We start from the raw sequence: 21148 nt of genomic DNA, 5'->3' as shown, positions 1-21148 counted from the left end.
TTGAAGTGGGGCTGCGTCCGGCGCCTTCTAGAACATCGGATGCAGATCGCAAACCGCCTCGCGGGCGGCGTCTGGTGTCAGAAGCCCTTCGCCACCGCGTCGAGGGCCTGCAAACGGCGCAACAACTCCAGCATTCCGTCGAGCGGCACCATGTTGGGCCCGTCGGACGGCGCGTCGTCGGGCGCTTCGTGCGTCTCGATGAAAAGGCCGGCAACGCCGACCGCGACGGCGGCACGCGCCAGCGTCTCCACGAAACGGCGCTCGCCCCCGGAGGAGCCACCCTGACCACCCGGCTGCTGCACAGAATGCGTGGCGTCGAACACGACGGGCGCGCCCGTCTCGGCCATGATCGGCAAGGCGCGGAAGTCGGACACCAGCGTGTTGTAGCCGAATGAGGCGCCGCGCTCCGTCAGGAGCACGTCGAGATTGCCGCTTTCGGTGACCTTGGCGAGAACGTTCGTCATGTCCCAAGGGGCCAGGAACTGGCCCTTCTTGATGTTCACGACACGACCGGTCTTGGCGGCAGCAATGAGAAGATCGGTCTGCCGGCAGAGGAACGCCGGGATCTGCAGGATGTCGCAGACCTCGCCGACGACACGGCACTGGTCCTCGGTGTGGACGTCGGTCAACACGGGCACCTCGAACGTGCGCGCAACCTCCTCGAACACCTTGAGCGCGCCGTCGAGCCCTATGCCGCGCTGGCCCTTCAGGCTCGTGCGGTTGGCTTTGTCGAAGCTTGCCTTGAACACGAAGTCGATCCCGAGATCGCCGGTGATGCGCACCATGCGCTCGGCAATCATCAAAGCATGATCCCGGCTTTCCATCTGGCAGGGACCAGCGATGAGCGCGAACGGGCGATCGGCGGCGAAGGTGGCGCCCTTGGCGCGGACCGTGGCGTTTGTCGGCATCTAGGCGTCCTCGAAAGCAAGGAACGGGACACGGCCCGCCCCCATAGAAATGGCGAACCGCCCCACGTCCCGCCGAACCGGGAGAGCGGCCCGTGCAGCCGCGTTGATGACCGGATCGATGGCGGGGATCCGAATGATCAAGCCGGCGATGCCGGTGCTGGAGGCATCGCCTTCGGCACGACCAAGCGAAAGGAACGGTGTGTCGTCATCGACGCCGCCTCGAATCATCCGAAGCTTCGCTTGCCGATCGTCGCCGTTCAGGACGATCGCGGCGAGCCCGGTGGCGCCGTTCGGATGAATGGCCAATGCCGACCGGTCGGGCCTCGTCGAGCCGGCGGGTTGGCAGAAGAAGAACAGGGGTTCGCTCGGGTCGTCCTGCCTCGCGAAGGCCAGACGAAACGCGATCCGGCCCTCGCGACCGTCCGGCAGCCGAAACGACCGCCCGAACTCGAAGACGTCGGATTCGCTCCAACCAGCTGCCGCGAGGCGCTCGTGATCGGCGTCCGCATTGTCGGACCGAAAGGCGACGCCCGACATCACCGGCAGTTCGAAGGCGTCGCGGAACGCGCGGTCATGCCGGACGAAGACGGAACCGGCAGCGATCGCCGCGTCGTAGGCAGACCGGTCCCCGACCGCGAGAAGTTCAATGTAGCTGCCATCGGCGAAGAACACGCAGGCATTTGCCGTGCCGAACGGATGGGCCGCATCGGGCGCGACCTGAAACCCAAGCATTTCGAACAGACGGCGCGCATCATCCAGCGATGCGACCGGCATAACGACGTGATCCACGGGCCGCGGCGACGAACCGGCGGGGCCCACGACCACCGACATCAGACGAGCCGGGACCGTTCCATCGCCGCCTCGATGAAAGAGGCGAAGAGTGGATGCGGCTCGAACGGGCGCGACTTCAACTCGGGATGATACTGCACGCCAATGAACCAGGGGTGATCGGCAAGCTCCACCGTCTCCGGCAACAGGCCGTCCGGCGACATGCCAGCAAACGTCATCCCGGCCGCTTCCAGCCGCTCGCGATAGGTGCGGTTCACCTCGTAGCGGTGGCGGTGCCGTTCATTGATGGTCGTGTCGCCGTAGATGTCGGCGATCCGCGAACCAGCCTTGAGACGGGCCTCGTAGGAGCCGAGACGCATGGTGCCGCCGAGGTCGCCCTCGCTGGCCCGCTGCTCCAGTTCGTTGCCCTTCATCCACTCGGTCATAATGCCGACCACCGGCTCGGGGGTCGCGCCGAACTCTGTAGAGCCCGCCTGCTCGATGCCGGCGAGCGAACGAGCCGCCTCGATGACCGCCATCTGCATGCCGAAGCAGATGCCGAAATAGGGGACGTTGTGCTCGCGCGCAAACTTGGCGGCGAGGATCTTGCCCTCGGAGCCGCGCTCGCCGAAGCCACCGGGGACCAGGATGCCGTTGACGCGTTCGAGGTAGGGCGTCGGGTCCTCCTTCTCGAAGACCTCCGACTCGATCCAGTCGAGCTTGACGCGCACCTTGTTGGCGATGCCGCCGTGCTGCAGCGCCTCGATCAGCGATTTGTAGGCGTCCTTGAGGCCCGTATACTTGCCGACCACGGCGATCGTCACCTCGCCCTCGGGATTGGTGATGCCATCGACGACCTGATGCCAGCGCTCCAGCTTGGGCTTGGGAGCGGGATCGATGCCGAAGGCCGCGAGAACCTCGGTGTCGAGACCTTCCTGGTGGTAGGCGATCGGCACGTCGTAGATCGTCGCGACGTCGAGCGCCTGGATGACGGCCGTTTCCCGCACGTTGCAGAAGAGGCTCATCTTGCGACGCTCCTCCTTCGGGATCGGACGATCGGCGCGGACGAGCAGGATATGCGGCTGGATGCCGATCGAGCGGAGTTCCTTCACCGAATGCTGGGTTGGCTTGGTCTTCAACTCGCCAGCGGTCGGGATGTAGGGCATCAGCGTCAGATGGACGTAGACCGCGCCGTTGCGCGGCAGGTCGTTGCCGAGCTGTCGGATCGCCTCCATGAACGGCATCGCCTCGATGTCGCCGACAGTGCCGCCGATCTCGCAGAGGACGAAGTCGTAGTCCTCATTCCCCTCGACGACGAACTCCTTGATCGCGTCGGTGACGTGCGGGATGACCTGAACGGTCGCGCCGAGATAGTCGCCGCGTCGCTCCTTGGCGATAATCTCCTGATAGATCCGGCCGGTAGTAACGTTGTCGCGCTTGTTGGCGGAGCGCCCGGTGAACCGCTCGTAGTGGCCGAGGTCGAGATCCGTTTCCGCGCCGTCGTCGGTCACGAAGACCTCGCCGTGTTGCGTCGGGCTCATCGTGCCCGGATCGACGTTGAGATAGGGGTCGAGCTTTCGAAGCCGCACGCGGTATCCGCGGGCTTGAAGCAGGGCGCCGAGAGCCGCCGAAGCGATTCCCTTGCCCAGTGATGAGACCACGCCGCCGGTGATGAAAATATATCGCGCCATGGGCCTTCCCGATACGCTCTCGAACTGGATTCGGCCAGCCGAAATTACGGCCGCCAAACGAAACGGGGCGCCAGAGCGCCCCGCGAATGAGACTTTCGAACCGCTGGGCCCTTACTGGGCGGGCTGAGCGGGTGTGGTCGTCGCCGGAACGTCGGTGACCGGAGCGGTCGTCTCCGTTGCCGTACCTGTCGTCGTCGCGCCGGGGGCAGGTGCTTCCACCGGCGGCACCGTCGGAACGGGATCGGCATTCGACGCTTCGGGAGCGGGATTGGCCGGAATGACCGCCGGGGCCGTTGCGGTCGAGGCGCCGGTGGGCACGCCGCTCTGGGTCGCCGGAGCAACCGTCGCCGGCGCGGCTGTCGGCGCAGTGCTGGATGAACCGGCGGGCGATGCCGGGGTCGCGCCCGAGGGAACGTCGACAGGCGCGTCTGTCGCGGGCGTCTCGCCCGGCAGGCCACCGAGTTGGTCGAGCAACGAGCCACTGGCCGGCGCCGCTCCGGTGGCCGTGCCCGACTGGGTCGGAACGCGGTCGAGAATGTCGAGCGGGCTGCCGCCGTAACGCGCCAGGATACCGAGCGCCATCGATGTGATGAAGAACAGCGTCGCGAGAATCGCCGTCGTGCGGGTCAGCACGTTCGCCGCACCGCGCGCCGTCATCAGGCCGCCGCCACCGCCGCCGCCCATGCCGAGAGCGCCGCCCTCGGAGCGCTGCAGAAGCACCACGACCACAAGGGCGAGCACGATCAGGAGATGGACGACGATCAGGACAGTTTGCATGGGTTCGGACGCGCGCAATCGTTCAGGAGTTGCGCGCCTTCTATAGGAGGGCTCGGGTTATTCCAACCCGTCAGGGAAAAGCTCTTAGTCGGCGAGCGCGGCTTTGCATATCGCCATGAGGTCTGAAGCCTTCAAACTGGCGCCCCCGATCAGCGCCCCGTCGACGTCCGCGACGTCCAGAAGTTCGGCCGCGTTCGCGGGCTTGACCGACCCGCCATAGAGCAGCCGAAGCCCGTCGGCGATCTTCGAACCGAACCGCATCTCAATCTGCTTGCGTAGGAACGCATGCACCTCGGCCACGTCATCTACCGTTGGCGTCTTGCCCGTGCCGATCGCCCAGACGGGTTCGTAGGCGACGACCGTGTTGTCGGCATCCGTGTCGTCCGACAGCGATCCGGCCAGCTGCGCGCCCAGAACCTCGAGCGTCACACCTTCTTCGCGCTGCGCCTCGGTCTCGCCGATGCAGACGATCGGGACGAGACCCGCAGCCCGCGCCGCCGCCGCCTTGGCGCGAACCACGTCGTCGCTCTCGCGGTGATCGGCGCGGCGCTCGGAATGGCCGACGATGACATGTGTCGCGCCGACATCGGCCAGCATGGCGCCGGAGACGTCGCCGGTGTGGGCGCCGCTCTCGTTGGCATGGCAATCCTGCCCGCCGACCAGAACCGATGCCGGCAGCGTGTCGCGCGCTGCGAGAAGCAGCGTCGCAGGAGGGCAGAGAAGCAGGTCGAGCCCGTCCGCCTCGCCGGCTTCGACCGCAGCCGCGACGGCTCGAAGCTCCTCGAGCTGTGCGCGCGTGCCGTTCATCTTCCAGTTTCCGGCGATCAATCGTCTGCGAGTCACGCGTCTCTCCCACCCAGCGGCATCTTGGTGCCTCGAGAGCTACCCGTGGAAGGCGCGGGAATCAAACATGAATGAGGCGAACGGCTGCGACTTCCCTTCGGCGGCGGAAATCCCTATTCCCGCGAGAGAGTTCGTGTTCGACACCGCAGGAGATCGAGGCAAAATGCTGAACCAGATGCGACGTGGCGCTTCGGGATGGGTGGCCAAGGTGTTCCTCGGCGCGCTGGCGGTGAGTTTCGTCGGCTGGGGCATCGCGGACGTGTTGCGCAGCCCCGGCACCGGTCATTCCGTGCTGACGGCCGGTGATACCAGCGTCACCGTGCGCGAATATCAGGAAGCCTACCAGCAGGGTCTCAACCGCCTCGCGCAACAGTTGCAGCGCCGCCCGAACGCGGAGGAAGCGGAGATGCGCGGTGTTGACCAGTCAGTGCTGGCGCAGCTGACCGCCGGTGCGCTCCTTGACGAGAAGGCACGCCAAGTCGGCCTCGGCGTTTCCGACGACGGGCTCGTCTCTCTCATCCAGCAGGAGCAGGCTTTCCGCGACGGGTCCGGCAACTTCTCGCGCACGGCGATGGCGTCGGTGTTGCGCAATGTCGGCATGACCGAAGCGATGTATCTCGACGATCTGCGTCGCAGCGCCTCGCGCAATCAGCTCGTCGCCTCGCTCTCGGATGGTGCCGCCGCCCCGGCGGCCTTCGCCGAAGCGCTGGGGACCTACACGGGCGAGCGGCGCACCGTGAACTACGTCACGCTGCAGCCGACGCCGGCCGACGAGATCGCCGACCCGGCCGTCGACGAGCTCGACGACTTCTTCACCGAGCATCACGACGACTACCGGGCGCCGGAATATCGCGGCTTCTCCTACGTGCTGCTGTCGCCCGCTGCCGTGGCCGACGCAACCGCCGTGACCGACGAGCAGGTCTCGGCCTATTACGAGACCAATAAAGCTCGGTTCACCACGCCGGAGCGTCGCCAGATCGAGCAGGTCGTGTTCCCGAACCGCGAGGCGGCCGACAAGGCGGCCGCTGCGATCGCAGGCGGTGCGACACTGGCCGACGCCGCCGCCGCAGCCGGCCTGCCCGTCGCCGACCTCGGGCTCGTCCCGCGCACGGCGATCCCGAACGCCGTCCTCGCCGACGCCGCCTTCTCGGCGGCGCCGAACGTGCCCACCGCTGTCGTCGATGGCCCGTTCGGCCCGGTCATCCTTCTCGCCAAGACCGTGACCGCCGAGGTGGTGAAGCCCTTGGACGAGGCGCGTGAGGAGATCCGTGCGACGGTGGCGCTCGACGCCGCGAACGCGAAGGTGACCGCGGCCTACACCACGATCAACGAGGCCCTGACCAGCGGTGCCGCGCTCTCTGAAGCCGCAACCCAGGCCGGCCTGACGGTCCAGGTGGTGGAGCCGATCGACCGCTCGGCGCAGACGCAGGCCGGCGTGAAGATCGCAGACATCCCGTCCGAGGCCACCGTACTGCCTGCGGTCTTTTCGGCCGATCCGGGCGCCGAGACGACGCCGGTCAATTTCGACGGCAACAGCTATGTCTTCTTCGCTCTCGGCGATATCGTGCCAGCGCGCGACCGGAAGATGGACGAAGTGACCGAGCGCGTGACCGCTGATTGGAAGCGGGACGAGGCGCAGCGTCTCGTCGAGGAACGCGCCCAGGCGCTCGCCGAGCGCGTTCGCAAGGGCGAGACCTTCGCCGCCATGGCCGAGGTCGAGGGCTTGATCGTCCAGTCCGCCAACTTCGTCACCCGCGACAGCGGCCCGGCCGTTCTCGGACAGGCCGGCACCCGTGCAGCCTTCTCGGGGTCGCAAGGCACGACCGCACATGGCCCGGCCCTCGCATCGGGCGAAGCGATCGTGCTGCAGGTGGCCGAAGTCGCCGAACCGGCCGACCCGTTGTCCAACGTCGCGCCGAACCTTCGCCAGAGCCTCGACGACACCGTACGCGAGGACCTCTTCCAGAGCTACGTCGCCGCGCTGCAGGCCGCCACGCCGGTCTCCTACAATTTCGCGGCGATCAACCAGGCGAAGGTCGGAGTTCGATGAGCCTGGGGCTCAAGCCGCACATCGCCAAGGTCGCGGGCCGCGAGCGGCTGACGCGCGACGAGGCGCGGGATGCGTTCCGCATCCTCATGTCCGGCGAGGCGACGCCGTCGCAGATTGGCGGCTTCCTGATGGCGCTGCGGGTGCGGGGCGAAGCGGTGGACGAGATCGCCGGCGCCGTCGACGTGATGCGGGCCAACATGATCGGGGTCGAGGCCCCGGCGGGCGCGATCGACATCGTGGGCACCGGTGGCGATCATGCCGGCACCTACAACGTCTCGACCTGCACGGCGCTCGTGGTCGCCGGTTGCGGGGTCATCGTGGCCAAGCACGGCAACCGGGCGCTCTCGTCGCGATCCGGCGCGGCGGACGTGCTCGGCGCGCTCGGCGTCAATGTCGATCTGGCCCCAAGCGAGATCGCGCGCGTCATCGCGCAGGCCGGCATCGGCTTCATGTTCGCGCCCTCGCATCATGCGGCGATGCGCTTCGTCGCCCCAAGCCGGGTCGAACTCGGCACGCGCACGATCTTCAACATGCTGGGCCCGCTGGCCAATCCCGCCGGCGTGCGTCGACTTCTCGTCGGTGTCTACGCGTCGGAATGGGTCCGGCCGGTCGCGGAAGCGCTGCGTGCGCTGGGCGCCGAGAAGGCCTGGGTGGTGCACGGAGACGGCCTCGACGAGATGACCGTCTGCGGGCCCACCGATGTCGCGGCTTTGGACGCCGACGCGATCGAGACGTTCACGATCCAGCCGGAGGAACTCGGCCTCGCCCGTCGCCAGTTGAGCGACATCGTCGGGGGTGACGCCGTGCAGAATGCGACAGCCTTGCGCGCGGTGCTTCGGGACGAGCCGAGTGCCTATCGCGAGATCGTGCTTCTCAACGCCGCGGGCGCTCTCATCGTCGCCGACCGTGCCGCGTCGTTGGAGGATGGGCTGCGCCTTGCGGAGACCTCGCTGCGGGACGGCCACGCCATGGCGGCGCTCGAACGCTTGGTTCTTGCCTCGAACGAACAAAACGGAGCGGCGCGTTGAGCGACATCCTTGCCGAGATCGAAGTCTACAAGCGTGCCGAGATCGCCGCGGCGAAGGCTGCGCGACCTCTCGCCGAGGTCGAGGCTGCGGCGCGTGCGGCGAGCCCGGCGCGCGGCTTCGCCGACGCCTTGCGTCGCAAGCACGCGGCCGGGCACTTCGCCCTCATCGCCGAAGTGAAGAAGGCCAGCCCGTCCAAGGGGCTGATCCGTGCTGACTTCGAACCGGTCGAACTGGCGCTCGCCTACGAGCGGGCAGGCGCCGCCTGCCTCAGCGTTCTCACCGACTCTCCGTCTTTCCAGGGCGATCCGCGTTTCCTGACGGCGGCACGCGAGGCGACCGCCCTGCCCGCTCTTCGCAAGGACTTCCTCTTCGACACCTATCAGGTGGCCGAGGCGCGAGCCTGGGGCGCCGACGCGATCCTCGTCATCCTCGCATCCGTCGACGATGCACTGGCGTCGGATCTCGAATCGGCAGCGTTCGACGTCGGGATGGACGTTCTGATCGAGGTTCACGACGAGGCCGAAATGGAGCGCGCGCTGCGCCTTCGCTCGCCCCTCGTCGGCGTCAACAACCGGAACCTGCGCACGTTCGTTACCGATCTCGCCGTCAGCGAACGTCTGGCAGCACTTGTGCCGGACGATCGTATCCTCGTCGGCGAGAGCGGGATCGCAACGCATGCCGACTGTGAGCGACTGGCCGCCCATCGTATCCAGACCTTCCTCGTGGGTGAAAGCCTGATGCGGCAGGCCGATGTCGAGGCGGCGACGCGAACGCTTCTCTTCGGAAACGGACGGGCCGCCGCATGACTTCGCTGACCCATCTCGACGACGCCGGCGCGGCCTCGATGGTCGATGTCGGCGACAAGGCCGCGACGGTCCGCACCGCGCGCGCCGAGGGTCTGGTGATGATGGCGGCCGAGACGCTGGAGATGATCCGATCCGGCGCCGCTAAAAAGGGGGACGTCGTCGCCATCGCGCGCATCGCCGGCATCATGGGTGCCAAGAAGACGCATGAGCTCATTCCGCTCTGCCATCCGCTGATGCTGGAAAAGGTCGGCGTGGACCTGACATTCGAGCCAGCGCTTCCCGGCATCCGCGTGACCGCGACCGCGCGCGTGTCGGGCAAGACCGGCATCGAGATGGAGGCGCTGACCGCCGTCTCCGTGGCCTGTCTCACCATCTACGACATGGCCAAGGCGGTGGACCGAGGCATGGTGATCAGCGGTATCCGGCTGCTCGAAAAGGCCGGCGGCGTGTCCGGCGACTGGCAGGCCGCATGAGCCTGATGCCGGTCGAAGACGCGCAGGCGCTGCTTCTGCGCGATGCCGTGCCGTTACAGACGACCGAGGATGTCGCTCTCGCCGATCTCGTCGGCCGCGTGGCGGCGACCGAGCTCGTAGCACGGCGTACCCAACCGGATTTCGACGCATCGGCGATGGACGGTTATGCCGTTCGCGCTGACGATTTGCATCACCTCCCCGCAGAGCTCCGCCTCGTCGGCGAATCGGCTGCGGGTCTGGCCTTCGCTGGTACCGTTGGGCCGGGTGAGGCCGTACGGATCTTCACGGGCGCACCGGTGCCCTGCGGTGCCGACACCGTCATAATTCAAGAGAACACCGAGCGACCCGCCGCCGATGTCGTTCGAATCCATGAGCGCGAGGCGAAGGGCCGGAACATCCGCCCCGCCGGCAACGATTTTCGCGAGGGTGCGGTGCTCGTCGCCCGCGGCACTCGGTTTCGCGCGGCTGCGGTGGCGCTCGCCGCGAGCGGCGGCTACGGCGCCGTTCCCGTCCTGCGGCGGCCTCGCGTCGCCATTGCGGCTACGGGCGACGAACTCGTCGCGCCCGGCGAGCCGGTCGGCCCGTCGCAGATCGTCGCGTCGAACAGCTACGGCATCGCAGCGCTGGCCCGCGCGGCCGGCGCCGAGGTCGTCGACTACGGAATCGTCCGCGACGACGAGCGGATTCTCGGAGCCTGCGTCGACAAAGCCATCGCGGACGGCATCGATATCCTCGTGACCATCGGCGGGGCCTCCGTCGGTGACCGCGATCTCGTGGCGCCGGTGCTTCAAAGCCGGGGCGTTGCGCTCGACTTCTGGAAGATTGCGATGCGGCCGGGCAAGCCGATGATGGCCGGTCGCCTCGGCGCGATGCGGGTGCTTGGGCTGCCCGGCAACCCGGCATCGAGCCTCGTGACCACCGAACTGTTCCTCGTGCCGCTGATCGAGCGCCTCGCTGGTCGCGCCGATCGCGGCGATCGATTTCTACGCGGCCGCCTCGGGTCGACCCTTCCGGCGAACGACCATCGGGCCGAGTTCATGCGCGCTCACCTAAGTGAGGATGCCGAGGGGCGTTTCCATCTGACGCCGCTGCCGCGACAGGACTCGTCACTCCTGTCGATCTTTGCCGAGGCCGACGCCCTGCTCTACCGTCCCGCCAACGCGCCCGCTGCGGCAATCGGCGACGAGTGCCGTTTCATCCGGCTCGACTGACGCGAATCCTTGCGGAACACATACGGAACAGATAGCTTTGTTCAGGTTTTGTTTTTCGGAGTCGCGGGATGCTGACGCGTAAACAGCACGAGTTGCTGACCTTCATTCACGAGCGGCTGCAGTCCGTCGGCGTGCCTCCTTCCTTCGACGAGATGAAGGATGCGCTCGACCTGCGGTCGAAGTCGGGTATTCACCGGCTGATCACAGCCCTGGAGGAGCGCGGCTTCATTCGCCGCCTGCCCAATCGGGCTCGCGCCCTGGAGGTGCTGAAGCTGCCGGACTCGGCGCCAAAGACGCCGAAGGCCCAGCCGGAGACCGTAGTCGATCTCCCTGCCTCAGTCAGGCCCGCCGTAGGCGCCGGTCGCTACACGGCGGAGACCCCTGCGCGGCAGGTGATCGCCGCGAACGACGTCGTGTCGATCCCCGTCATGGGCCGGATTGCCGCGGGTGTTCCGATCTCCGCGATCCAGCAGAACACCCACTCGATCACGTTGCCCATCGACATGATCGGCCTCGGCGAACATTACGCCCTCGAGGTGAAGGGCGATTCGATGATCGAGGCCGGGATCTTCGACGGCGACACCGTCGTGATCCAGCGCACCGACACCGCGTCAGCCGGCGAAATCGTCGTGGCGCTCGTGGACGACGAGGAAGCCACACTGAAGCGGTTTCGTCGGCGCGGTGCCACGATCGCGCTGGAGGCCGCCAATCCCGCCTATGAGACCCGCACCTTCGGCGCCGAACGGGTCAAGGTTCAGGGGAAGCTGGTGGGATTGATTCGTCGCTACCACTGACGTCATCCGAGATTCGACCGCTGGCCCCGTCCGGGATTGGCGTCATCGTCGACGCAGGCGAGGGTCGCATCGATGGCTCGGACGTGTCCATCTTCACCGGATTGCGCCAAAACTCGGGCCAAGGCGCAAGACGGTGTGCGTTCCACTCGTCCGGCTCGATGGCGATCGAGCGAATGGAAGCTGACGTCACCCTGGTGCTGGTGATAGGCGGGAATGCGAGCGCTCCCGATCGTCGAAGCGTGCGAAGCGTTATGAGCATGGCGCCCGAACGACAGCTTTCCAGGCGAACCGCCCGTGCCACGATAGCGATATCAGCGGTGTCGCAGACCTCGCCGAGCTTTTCATAGTCGTCCGTCCAGGCCACTCGCAGACCGGAGGGCGTGACGGCGCGGCATATCGAGGCTTCGCAACGGAAGCGCCCGGCCGCGTCGCTTTGGAACTTTGGGCCGGCGGTGGCTCCCGATTGCGGCTCATCCGCCAGAACCGGTCCGATCGGCGCGTTCCAACCGAAGGCACGGCGCCACTGGTCCCAGACAAAGGCATTCGGTTTGTCGCGGATTGCGGCGACGTTTCCTGAACCCAATCCCAGTGCAACCTCGCGTCCGTCCTCGAAGATCAGCAGTTCGGGCGAAGGTGATGGTTGCGACACGGCGAACGCCGCGACCGCCACCGGGATTGCGAGCCAGCGGGCGGCGCTGGCTGCAAAGGACACCACGATGATGGACGCGGTGAACAGCACGAGGGCCGCGACGCTGATCTGCCCGACGGCCTGATCCGGCAGCCACCGTGCCAGAACCGTCGCGAGCCGGAACACGGCGTCGAGACCCCAGCCCATCGGATGCAGGAACAGAGCCTCGGCGCCGAAGGGCATCGCCATCGCCGCGAGCAGCGCCAGCGGCATGATCCAGAAGCTGAAGATCGGCGTCGCCAGGACGTTCGCGACGAGGCCGAACGGGGCGGCGCGCTGGAAATGAAACACGCCGTAGGGCGCCGTCGCCGCGCCGGCGATCACCGAGGACAGTGCCAGTCCGGCGATCACGAGAAGAGCGCTCCGCAGTCGTGAGGAAGAAGCACCGCCCACGGTGCGCGCCCGATCCGTCTGCCATCTGGCATAGGCGCCGTAGGCCCCGATCAGGGCCGCGGTGGCGGCGAACGACATCTGGAACGTCGCGGTGAGAACGGCGTGCGGCGAAAGCGCCATGACCACGAGCGCTGCGATCGCGACATTGCGAAGTGTCAGCGCGGGCCGATCCACGAGGATCGCCGTCAGCATGATGGCGAGCATGACAAAGGACCGTTCGGTCGCGGCGTTGTCGCCAGACAAGAGGAAGTAGAACGCGGAGACGCCAAGCGCCGCGACGGCGCCAGTCTTCTTGGATGAGAAGCGCAGGGCGACCGCCGGGAACCCGGCGATCGCCAGTCGAACGAGAAGCATCGTGAAGCCGGCCACCAGCGCCATGTGGAATCCGGAGATGGAAAGGACATGCGCCAGGCTGGTGGCGCGCAGCGCATCCTCGATCTCGTCGGGTATGCCGGCGCGCTCGCCGGTGATCAGCGCGGAGGCGACGGCGCCTGTGGCGCCCGGCAGCACGGCGCGAATCTGCTCGTCCATGGCGAGACGCAGGCGCGCGACCCGGTCCGCGAAGGTTGGTGGGCGGATCGCGGTCGACACCTGCGGTGCGCCCAGTGAGAAGCCGTAGGCGCCGAGGCCATCGAAGTAGGGCGAGAAGGCGAAATCGTAGGCACCGGGATAGGCCGGACCCGCAGGCGGTCGGAGCCGCACGAGGCCGCGATAGGTTCCGCCGATGGGCAGCGGCTCGTGCCGGCTCGAGACTAGGATCCGGGCGCGACCCGGCGGCCGAGTCAGCACCGGTCGCTCGGTGCCCTCGATGGCGATCGTGTAGCGATAGCGTCCGCGCTCGTCCCGCTCCCGCTTGAGGACGCGACCGGATATGCGAACGGTCGCGTCGCCCGACAGGATGACCGTATCGGTCCGGGCGAGTTCGATGCCTGCGGAGCCCATCCCGATCGCGACCCAGGTCGCGGTCATCAAGGCGAGCCTCGTAAACGGCTGGCTTCGAAGAAGCGCCCGGCCCGCCAAGGCGAGCACCGCCGCTGCCACACAGAGGTCGATCGATGGTCGCCACCCGCCTCCGTACACGGCGAGGATGCCGACCATCATGGTGATCGGGAGAACGGCAAAGGCCGACCGGGCAGCCCGCTCGACCTCGATCTGCCGCTGCCACCAACCGGCGAAAGAAAACTGTCGAGCACCTGCGATCGTACGGAACAAGACGGGCCGCAGGCGACGAGGCGGAGCCGATCCGGCCGGAATTTGCGACGACGTCACCGGGAGCAGCCTGCCTTGTGCCGAGCGAACCCTATGCTACACACCCACCGACCGAAAGCAGGCGTTTTCCAGCCACACGCGATGATAATCCACCGTCAGTTGTGCGCCACTCGCCCGCCTTGTCTTGCCCGATATTGCGCCGAGGACAGCCGATGACATCCAGCGTCGTGACCCGCTTTGCCCCCTCGCCGACCGGCTACCTTCATATCGGAGGTGCGCGGACGGCCCTGTTCAACTGGCTCTATGCCCGCCGCATGGGCGGCAAGATGCTGCTGCGGATCGAGGACACCGACCGCGAGCGCTCGACGCAGGGCGCCGTCGACGCCATCATCGAAGGGCTGGACTGGCTCGGGTTGACCGCCGACGAGCCTCCGATCTCGCAGTTCGCCCGCGTCGCCCGCCACCGCGAGGTCGCCGAGGACCTCGTTGCCGCCGGCAAGGCCTATCTCTGCTACGCCTCCCAGCAGGAGCTTGAGGAGATGCGCGAGCTCGCGAAGGCCGAGAAGAGACCGCCGCGCTACGACGGACGCTGGCGCGACCGCGACCCGAGCGAGGCCCCCGAAGGCGTCAAGCCGGTGATCCGCATCCGGGCACCGCTCGACGGGACGACGCTTGTTGCCGACAAGGTTCAGGGCGACGTGCGCTTCCCGAACAAGGACCTCGACGATTTCGTTCTCCTGCGCTCGGACGGCACCCCGACCTATATGCATGCCGTCGTCGTCGACGATCACGACATGGGCGTCACCCACATCATCCGTGGCGACGACCATCTGACCAATGCCGGTCGCCAGACACTGATCTATCAGGCGATGGGCTGGGACGTGCCGGTCATGGCGCATATTCCGCTGATCCACGGGGCCGATGGCGCCAAGCTGTCGAAACGCCACGGCGCGCTCGGCGTCGAGGCCTATCGCGAAATGGGCTACCTGCCGTCCGCGCTGCTGAACTATCTGGCGCGCCTCGGCTGGAGCCACGGCGACGACGAAATTATGTCGATCGAGGAGATGATCGACTGGTTCGACATCGTCGACATCAATAAGGGCGCGGCGCGATTCGACTTCGCCAAGCTCGACGCGATCGATGGCCACTGGCTGCGAGCGAGCAACGACGGCGATCTCGTCGAGACGCTGATGCGCGAGCGCGACGTGCTGCCGAACGGTGCCATCCTCAAGTCACAGGACGACGAGACGGTTCGCCGGATGCTGACGGCGGCGATGTCGGGCCTGAAGGAGCGCGCCAAGACCCTCGTCGAACTGACCGAGAGCTGCGCCTACCTCTTCGCCGCGCGGCCTCTGCCGATCGAACCGAAGGCCGAGGAGATTCTCGCCAGCGGAGGGCGCGAGATCATCAAGGGCTTGCTGCAGCCCCTCGAAGCGGTTGCCGACTGGCGGGTCGAGACGATCGAGGATGCGGTGCGGCAGTACGCGGAAGCGAACGGCTTGAAGCTCGGCAAAGCCGCGCAGCCGCTTCGTGCCGCGCTCACCGGCAAGACGACATCGCCCGGCGTCTTCGACGTTCTGGCCGTTCTGGGACGCGACGAAACGCTCGCCCGGCTCCGCGATCAGGCGAACTGAAAGAATTTTTGCGATGCCGGCGGTTGCGATGCAACATGACCGGTGTCCAAATCTTGTTCCGTGTCCGCCTTTCCGATAGGCATTCGATCGAAGCTGGCTTTCGGGCGCTCGGCGGCCCGATGTCTTTGAGCTTTCGAAGAAGGGGTAACGCATGAATCAGTCGGCGAAACTGGCCCTTGGTGACAAGAGTACCGAACTCGAACTCCGCCATGGGACGATCGGGCCGGATGTCGTCGACATCGCGTCCCTCTACAAGAACACCGGCCTCTTCACCTACGATCCGGGCTTCACGTCGACTGCCTCCTGCGAGTCGAAGATCACCTATATCGACGGCGACGAAGGCGTTCTGCTGCATCGCGGCTATCCGATCGACCAGTTGGCCGAGCGGGGCGACTTTCTCGAAACCTGCTATCTGCTGCTTTACGGCGAACTGCCGACCGCGCACGAAATGACCGACTTCGTCTACCGCGTGACGCGTCACACGATGGTTCACGAGCAGATGTCGCGCTTCTACACCGGCTTCCGCCGCGATGCGCATCCGATGGCCGTCATGGTCGGCTCTGTCGGCGCACTGTCGGCCTTCTACCACGACTCGACGGACATCGCCGATCCGCATCAGCGGATGGTGGCCTCGATCCGCATGGTCGCCAAAACGCCGACGCTGGCAGCGATGGCCTACAAGTATCACATTGGGCAGCCCTTCGTTTATCCGCGCAACGACCTCTCCTACGCGGAAAACTTCCTGCACATGTGCTTCGCGGTGCCCTGCGAGCCGTACCACATCAACCCGGTGCTCGCGAAAGCCATGGACCGGATCTTCATCCTTCATGCCGACCACGAGCAGAACGCGTCGACCTCGACGGTGCGTCTGGCAGGCTCCTCGGGCGCCAATCCGTTCGCCTGCATCGCGGCCGGAATCGCCTGCCTCTGGGGCCCCGCGCATGGCGGCGCTAACGAGGCGGCGTTGAACATGCTGACCGAGATCGGCACGAAGGACCGCATCCCGGAGTTCATTGCCCGCGCCAAGGACAAGAACGACCCGTTCCGCCTGATGGGCTTCGGTCACCGGGTCTACAAGAACTACGATCCACGCGCCAAGATCATGCAGCAGACCTGCCATGAGGTGCTTGACGAGCTCGGCCTCAAGGACGATCCGCTGCTCGAAGTGGCCATGGAGCTCGAGCACATCGCGCTCAACGATCCCTACTTCATCGAGAAGAAGCTCTACCCGAACGTTGACTTCTACTCGGGCATCACGTTGAAGGCGCTGGGCTTCCCCACCACCATGTTCACGGTGCTCTTCGCCGTCGCTCGCACGGTCGGCTGGATCGCGCAGTGGAAGGAGATGATCGAGGATCCGCATCAGCGCATCGGTCGTCCGCGCCAGCTTTACACGGGCGCCCCGCAGCGGGACTACGTCGCGGTCGGCGAGCGCGGCTGAACAGCCCCGATCGACCCATCGCTATAAGAGACGGGCGCTCAGGCGCCCGTTTTACTATGCGAATGAAGACGGCGCCGGGCGATCTGTTCGAGCAGCAGCTTCGCGGCGGTCTCACCGGGCGAAGTCGGGACGCTCATGGCTCTCCGGATCTCAGCGAAGCCCGCCATCTGCGCGTGGCGCTCCGGCGTCTCGGTCATCAGCCGTTCAAGCCTTCGCGCAAGAGCTTCGGGACGGATGAACTCGTGGAAATGCTCGGGCACGAGCGGATGACCGGCGATGAAGTTCGGAAGCGCCGCCGTCCAGGCCGTGATCATGTGGCGTAGCAGGTAGGTAAGCGGATCGACTCGGTAGCAGAGCGCCATTGGGATGCCTGCGAGCGCCAACTCAAGCGCGACTGTGCCGGAGGCCGCTAGAGCAGCATCCGCCGATGCGAACGCCTGCCACTTGGCGTCCTCGCCCTCGACGACCTCGGGACGCACCTGCCAAGTCTTCAGTTTGTCCTCGATCAGGCTTCGAACACGAGGAATGGCGGGAAGGACGCCGGTCACGCCGGGGATCCGTTCGCTGAGCAATGCGAAGGTGCGGCCGAAATCGTCCATCAGGCGGGAGATCTCGCCGCGCCGTGAACCGGGGAGGATCAGCAATCGCGGAGGTGCCGCAGGCTGACGCATGCCGACCAGACGATCGCGTTCGATGAGCCTTGCCAGCCGTTCGTTCCCCATCAGGGGATGGCCAACATAGGTGGCTGGCGGTCCGCCATGTTCGGCCAGCACAGCGGGCTCGAAGGGAAAGAGGCTGAAGCTGTGATCGACGGCCGCGGCGAGCGCCTGCGCCCGCTGCGGGCGATAAGCCCAGATCGCCGGCGGTACCACGTTGACGATCAGCGTCTGCGGCAACGCGGTGCGGAACCGCAGCGCCACCCGGTTTGTGAAGGTGAAGCTGTCGATCGTCACCACCGCATCGGGACGCTCCGCGACGAGGAAGTCCACGGTCTGGCGGAGACGGCCGAGCAGCTTGGGAAGCCGGGCGACGATCGCACCGATGCCGATGATCGACAGGTCCTCGATATCGAACAGACTTTCAAGGCCCTCGGCCCGCATGGCGTCGCCACCGAGCCCGATCGCCTCGATCGGTTCATCGCTTCCCCTTCGCAGGCCACGCAAAAGATCGGCGCCGATCCGGTCGGCAGACTCTTCGCCGAGGACGAATGCGATCTTCATGCGGCGCTCTCGCTATGGGTTTCCATGCCGACGAGGAAGAGATCCGTGGCGCTCATCGCCTCGAGCACGCGTTCGGACTCGATGAGCAGCGACCGACCCGCCGTCAGCGCGATGCCCGACAGTCCCGCAGCCACCGCCTGATCCACGGTGTCGCGGCCCATGCTGGGAAGATCGAACCTCGCATCCTGTTGCGGCTTGAAAGCCTTGAAGAGAACCGTCGGCTCGCGGCGGCCGATTCGGCCGCGGGCGCGAAGATCGGCAACACGTCGCAGCATCTCCTGCGTGCCCTCGATGCCTTCGAGCGCGATGACCCGATCGCAGGACGCCACCACGGCTTGGCCAACGTCGAGACGGCCGATCAGGTCCGCCGCTTCGGCAGCCCGCCGCACCGCGTCCATTTCGCGGAGATCGGGTGTGCGAGCCGAGAGGACGCCCGCCGGCATCAGCAGCGTCGGCACGATCGACTGGACGCCGACGACCTCGAACCCGCGCGCCTCGAACGCTCGCGAAACCGCGCGAATCAAGCTGTCATCTCCGCCCCTGACCATTCGGAAGAGTTCGGGCATGAAGGCGAGCGTGCGAAGGCTCGGAATCATCGAACGGTAGTCGGGCCGCACCGAGATCGTGCCGCAGAACACGACGGTGCCGACGCCGCGCGAGCGCAGGAGCGCAAAGACGTCGCCCGTCCTCGCCCAAGACAGCGGCTTGTGATCCCACGCCGACCAGTCGCCCGCACGCCCGTCGGCGATCGGTACGATGAAAGGATTGCGCCCCGCCCTCGCCGCCTCGTCCGCGACGATCCGCGGCAAGGCGCCGCCACCTGCGATGATGGCCAACCGTCCCGACGGCGTCGCGACGGGACGCTCCGTTGGCACGGTCAGGCCGGGCGAACGCTGCGCGGGAAGCAGATGGCGCGGTCACCGCCTGCCCGGATGAAGCCTAGAAGATCCTGCACGAGCGGATCGTCGGGATACTCCGTCTCCACCTCTTCAATGTTCTCCTTGAACGTCAGATCGTCCGAGAACAGCATCCGATACGCCTTGCGCACGTTGCGGATCGCGTCGCGATTGAAGCCGGCCCGTTTCATGCCGATGACGTTGAGGCCCGAGAGATAGGCGCGGTTGCCGAGCACCATGCCGAAGGGGATGATATCGCCCTCGACCGCGGCCAGCCCGCCGACATAGGCGTGATGCCCGATGCGGGTGAATTGATGGATGCCCGATCCGCCGGCGATCGTCGCGAAATCGCCGACGACGCAGTGTCCGGCGAGCATGACGTTGTTGATCAGCGTGACGTTGGAGCCGACGAGACAATCATGAGCGACATGGGCTGCCGTGAAGAACGAGCAGTTGTGGCCGATCGTCGTCTCGGACCGCCCCTGAACCGTTCCCGGATTCATCGTCACGTGTTCGCGGATCAGGCAGTTGTTCCCGATCACCAGACGCGTGTCTTCGCCCTGATACTTCAGGTGCTGCGGATCATGGCCGATGGACGCGAACGGATAGATGTTGGCGCGATCGCCGATCGTCGTGTTGCCGGCCAGAACGACATGCGAGCGCAGTCGCGCGCCCGCACCGAGCCGCACGCGCGGACCGATATGGCAGAAGGGCCCGATCTCGGATCCCTCACCGATTATGGCACCGTCCTCGACGATCGACGACGGATGGACCCGAAACCCGCCCATCCGCTACTTCGCGTCCGGCGCGACGAGCATCGCACTGATCGTCGCCTCGGCCACCTTGTTGCCGGCGACGATCGCCGCGCAGTCGAACTTCCAGATGTTGCCGCGCTTCTTGGTCTGGACCACGTGGTACTCGAGGCAGTCTCCTGGCACGACGGGCTTGCGGAACTTGGCACCGTCGATCGTCATGAAATAGACGATCGACTTTGAGTCGCCCCCGGTTGCCAATTGGCAGATCGCCCCTGCGGTCTGCGCCATGCCTTCGATGATGAGCACGCCGGGCATGACGGGATAGTCGGGAAAATGTCCCTGGAAGTGGGGCTCGTTCGCCGTCACGTTCTTCAGTCCCACGGCGCGCCGATCTCCGTCGATCTCGACGATACGATCGACGAGCAGGAACGGATAGCGATGCGGCAAGAGCTGCATGATCTTGAGGATATCGACGCTTTCAAGCGTCGTCACATCAGCCGTCGTCACGCTTGGACCCCCGTCCCGTCTGTGTCAGTCCCTTGAGGACCGCCATTTCCCTGATCCATTCGCGGACCGGCCGCGCCGGGGTTCCGCCCCAACGCGCACCCGCCGGCATATCGGTAGCGACCGTGCTGACCGCGGCCACCTGGGCCCCGTCGCCGATCGTGATGTGGCCGTTGACGCCGCTCTGTCCACCGATCGCGACACCATTGCCGATCGTCGCGCTGCCGGCGATGCCGACCTGGCCGACGATGATGCAGTTTCGACCGATCACCACGTTGTGAGCGATCTGGACCAGGTTGTCGATCTTCGTGTTTTCGCCCACGACCGTGTCGCGAACCGCACCGCGATCGATCGTGGAGTTGGCGCCCACCTCGACATTGTCCTGCAGGATGACACGCCCAACCTGGACCATCTTGAGGATACCGACCGAGCCGATGGCGTAGCCGAATCCGTCCTGACCGATCCGCACGCCGGGATGCAGGATCACGTCGTTGCCGATCAACGCGTGCTGGATGCTGACCTGCTGGCCGATGCGCACGTTGCGGCCGATGCGGCAACCCGCGCCGATGGAGGCGCCCGACGCGACGATGCTGCCTCGTCCGATCTCGACATCGGGACCGATGCGAACGAACGGTTCGATGGTTGCTCCCTCCTCGATCCGAGCGGACGGGTCGATGCTGGCCTGCGGAGAGATGAACCCTTCGGCAAAGTCGCTGCCAGGACGAATGGCGGCAGGATGCAGCAGCCACCCTGCCCGCGCGAACGCGATCTGCGGTTCCTTCGCGACCAAGACCGGCGTCCCCAGCGGCACCTGCGGCGCGTAGCGGGCGGATGTCAGGACGGCGCCAGTCTGAGAGGTCGCGAGGGTCGCGGCGTAGTTGGGATTGTCAAACAAAGCGACATCGTCTGCGCCAGCCTCGCCGAGTGCGCGGATGCCGCGGATGCGGACCTCACTGTACGACGCGTCGAGAAGTGTCGCCTCACAGGCCAAAGCAAGCGCGGCGAGGGTTACCCCCTCGCCGCGCTTGAAAAATGATCGATCGGTCATTCCGAACTCGC

At 66.4% G+C, this 21148-nt stretch carries 19 protein-coding genes and 1 pseudogene; 8 read left to right on the top strand and 12 right to left on the bottom strand.

Features of this window, described 5'->3' with window-relative positions:
• Window positions 1–77 precede the first annotated feature (77 nt).
• The 5 genes from kdsA to tpiA form a co-directional block, all read right to left on the bottom strand.
• The gene (kdsA, locus tag AUL33_RS00425; RefSeq protein WP_062202524.1) at window positions 78–908 is read right to left on the bottom strand and encodes a 3-deoxy-8-phosphooctulonate synthase; all 831 of its coding nucleotides are present in this window, start codon (window positions 906–908) and stop codon (window positions 78–80) included.
• On the bottom strand, window positions 909–1739 hold the full coding sequence (locus AUL33_RS00420; protein ID WP_062202523.1) for a VOC family protein: 831 nt from the start codon (window positions 1737–1739) through the stop codon (window positions 909–911).
• Window positions 1739–3367 carry a CTP synthase gene (locus AUL33_RS00415; protein ID WP_062202521.1) on the bottom strand — a complete coding sequence of 543 codons (1629 nt, stop codon included), beginning with the start codon at window positions 3365–3367 and terminating at the stop codon, window positions 1739–1741. Before AUL33_RS00415 ends, AUL33_RS00420 begins: the two co-directional genes overlap by 1 nt.
• Window positions 3368–3478: 111 nt before the next feature.
• A complete protein-coding gene (secG, locus tag AUL33_RS00410) occupies window positions 3479–4144 on the bottom strand; it encodes a preprotein translocase subunit SecG (protein WP_062202519.1) in 666 nt (221 codons plus the stop codon).
• An 84-nt stretch (window positions 4145–4228) separates the two neighbouring features.
• Window positions 4229–4987: a triose-phosphate isomerase gene (gene tpiA, locus AUL33_RS00405; RefSeq protein WP_082652219.1), complete on the bottom strand. Its 759-nt coding sequence runs from the start codon at window positions 4985–4987 to the stop codon at window positions 4229–4231.
• Window positions 4988–5150: 163 nt separating this feature from the next.
• Here tpiA and AUL33_RS00400 point away from each other — a divergent pair, with 163 nt between their 5' ends.
• From AUL33_RS00400 to lexA, 6 genes are all read left to right on the top strand, one after another.
• Window positions 5151–7037 carry a peptidylprolyl isomerase gene (locus AUL33_RS00400; protein ID WP_062202517.1) on the top strand — a complete coding sequence of 629 codons (1887 nt, stop codon included), beginning with the start codon at window positions 5151–5153 and terminating at the stop codon, window positions 7035–7037.
• Window positions 7034–8065 carry an anthranilate phosphoribosyltransferase gene (gene trpD / locus AUL33_RS00395; RefSeq protein ID WP_062202515.1) on the top strand — a complete coding sequence of 344 codons (1032 nt, stop codon included), beginning with the start codon at window positions 7034–7036 and terminating at the stop codon, window positions 8063–8065. Before AUL33_RS00400 ends, trpD begins: the two co-directional genes overlap by 4 nt.
• Entirely contained in the window at window positions 8062–8871 is an 810-nt protein-coding gene (gene trpC, locus AUL33_RS00390; RefSeq protein WP_062202513.1) for an indole-3-glycerol phosphate synthase TrpC, read from the top strand. The genes trpD and trpC overlap by 4 nt, the downstream gene beginning before the upstream one ends.
• Window positions 8868–9344, top strand: a complete 477-nt coding sequence (gene moaC, locus AUL33_RS00385; RefSeq protein WP_062202511.1) for a cyclic pyranopterin monophosphate synthase MoaC — start codon at window positions 8868–8870, stop codon at window positions 9342–9344. The genes trpC and moaC overlap by 4 nt, the downstream gene beginning before the upstream one ends.
• The gene (gene glp / locus AUL33_RS00380) at window positions 9341–10555 is read left to right on the top strand and encodes a gephyrin-like molybdotransferase Glp (RefSeq protein ID WP_062202509.1); all 1215 of its coding nucleotides are present in this window, start codon (window positions 9341–9343) and stop codon (window positions 10553–10555) included. The genes moaC and glp overlap by 4 nt, the downstream gene beginning before the upstream one ends.
• Window positions 10556–10623: 68 nt before the next feature.
• A complete protein-coding gene (lexA, locus tag AUL33_RS00375) occupies window positions 10624–11349 on the top strand; it encodes a transcriptional repressor LexA (protein WP_062202507.1) in 726 nt (241 codons plus the stop codon).
• On the opposite strand, the gene AUL33_RS00370 is transcribed toward lexA, so the two are convergent.
• Window positions 11303–12940 (bottom strand): ComEC/Rec2 family competence protein, encoded by a 1638-nt coding sequence (locus AUL33_RS00370; RefSeq protein WP_244491791.1) that lies wholly within the window; start codon window positions 12938–12940, stop codon window positions 11303–11305. The two genes, lexA and AUL33_RS00370, sit on opposite strands and share 47 nt — an antisense overlap.
• A 150-nt stretch (window positions 12941–13090) precedes the next feature.
• Window positions 13091–13528 (bottom strand): annotated as a pseudogene (locus AUL33_RS23000) (DUF4131 domain-containing protein); the annotation flags it as partial.
• A 323-nt stretch (window positions 13529–13851) separates the two neighbouring features.
• On the opposite strand from AUL33_RS23000, the gene gltX reads away from it, so the two are divergent.
• Together gltX and gltA are read left to right on the top strand one after the other, a co-directional pair.
• The gene (gene gltX, locus AUL33_RS00365) at window positions 13852–15273 is read left to right on the top strand and encodes a glutamate--tRNA ligase (protein WP_062202503.1); all 1422 of its coding nucleotides are present in this window, start codon (window positions 13852–13854) and stop codon (window positions 15271–15273) included.
• A gap of 151 nt (window positions 15274–15424) precedes the next feature.
• Entirely contained in the window at window positions 15425–16714 is a 1290-nt protein-coding gene (gene gltA, locus AUL33_RS00360; protein WP_062202501.1) for a citrate synthase, read from the top strand.
• Window positions 16715–16752: 38 nt separating this feature from the next.
• Here the strand turns inward: gltA and AUL33_RS00355 are convergent, their stop codons facing one another.
• The 5 genes from AUL33_RS00355 to lpxD are packed head-to-tail and all read right to left on the bottom strand — an operon-like array spanning window position 16753 to window position 21137.
• Window positions 16753–17934 carry a lipid-A-disaccharide synthase gene (locus AUL33_RS00355; protein ID WP_062202499.1) on the bottom strand — a complete coding sequence of 394 codons (1182 nt, stop codon included), beginning with the start codon at window positions 17932–17934 and terminating at the stop codon, window positions 16753–16755.
• Window positions 17931–18809, bottom strand: a complete 879-nt coding sequence (locus tag AUL33_RS00350) for an LpxI family protein (RefSeq protein WP_280137789.1) — start codon at window positions 18807–18809, stop codon at window positions 17931–17933. Before AUL33_RS00350 ends, AUL33_RS00355 begins: the two co-directional genes overlap by 4 nt.
• Window positions 18810–18811: 2 nt before the next feature.
• Window positions 18812–19618 carry an acyl-ACP--UDP-N-acetylglucosamine O-acyltransferase gene (lpxA, locus tag AUL33_RS00345; protein ID WP_062202494.1) on the bottom strand — a complete coding sequence of 269 codons (807 nt, stop codon included), beginning with the start codon at window positions 19616–19618 and terminating at the stop codon, window positions 18812–18814.
• 3 nt (window positions 19619–19621) lie between these two features.
• Window positions 19622–20092 (bottom strand): 3-hydroxyacyl-ACP dehydratase FabZ, encoded by a 471-nt coding sequence (fabZ, locus tag AUL33_RS00340; protein WP_082652217.1) that lies wholly within the window; start codon window positions 20090–20092, stop codon window positions 19622–19624.
• Window positions 20079–21137 (bottom strand): UDP-3-O-(3-hydroxymyristoyl)glucosamine N-acyltransferase, encoded by a 1059-nt coding sequence (gene lpxD / locus AUL33_RS00335; protein ID WP_062202492.1) that lies wholly within the window; start codon window positions 21135–21137, stop codon window positions 20079–20081. Before lpxD ends, fabZ begins: the two co-directional genes overlap by 14 nt.
• Between the last annotated feature and the right edge of the window lie 11 nt (window positions 21138–21148).

The organism is Aureimonas sp. AU12, from assembly GCF_001463705.1.
Taxonomy (GTDB): Bacteria; Pseudomonadota; Alphaproteobacteria; order Rhizobiales; family Rhizobiaceae; genus Aureimonas.
This window is presented reverse-complemented; position numbering and strand designations above follow the sequence as displayed.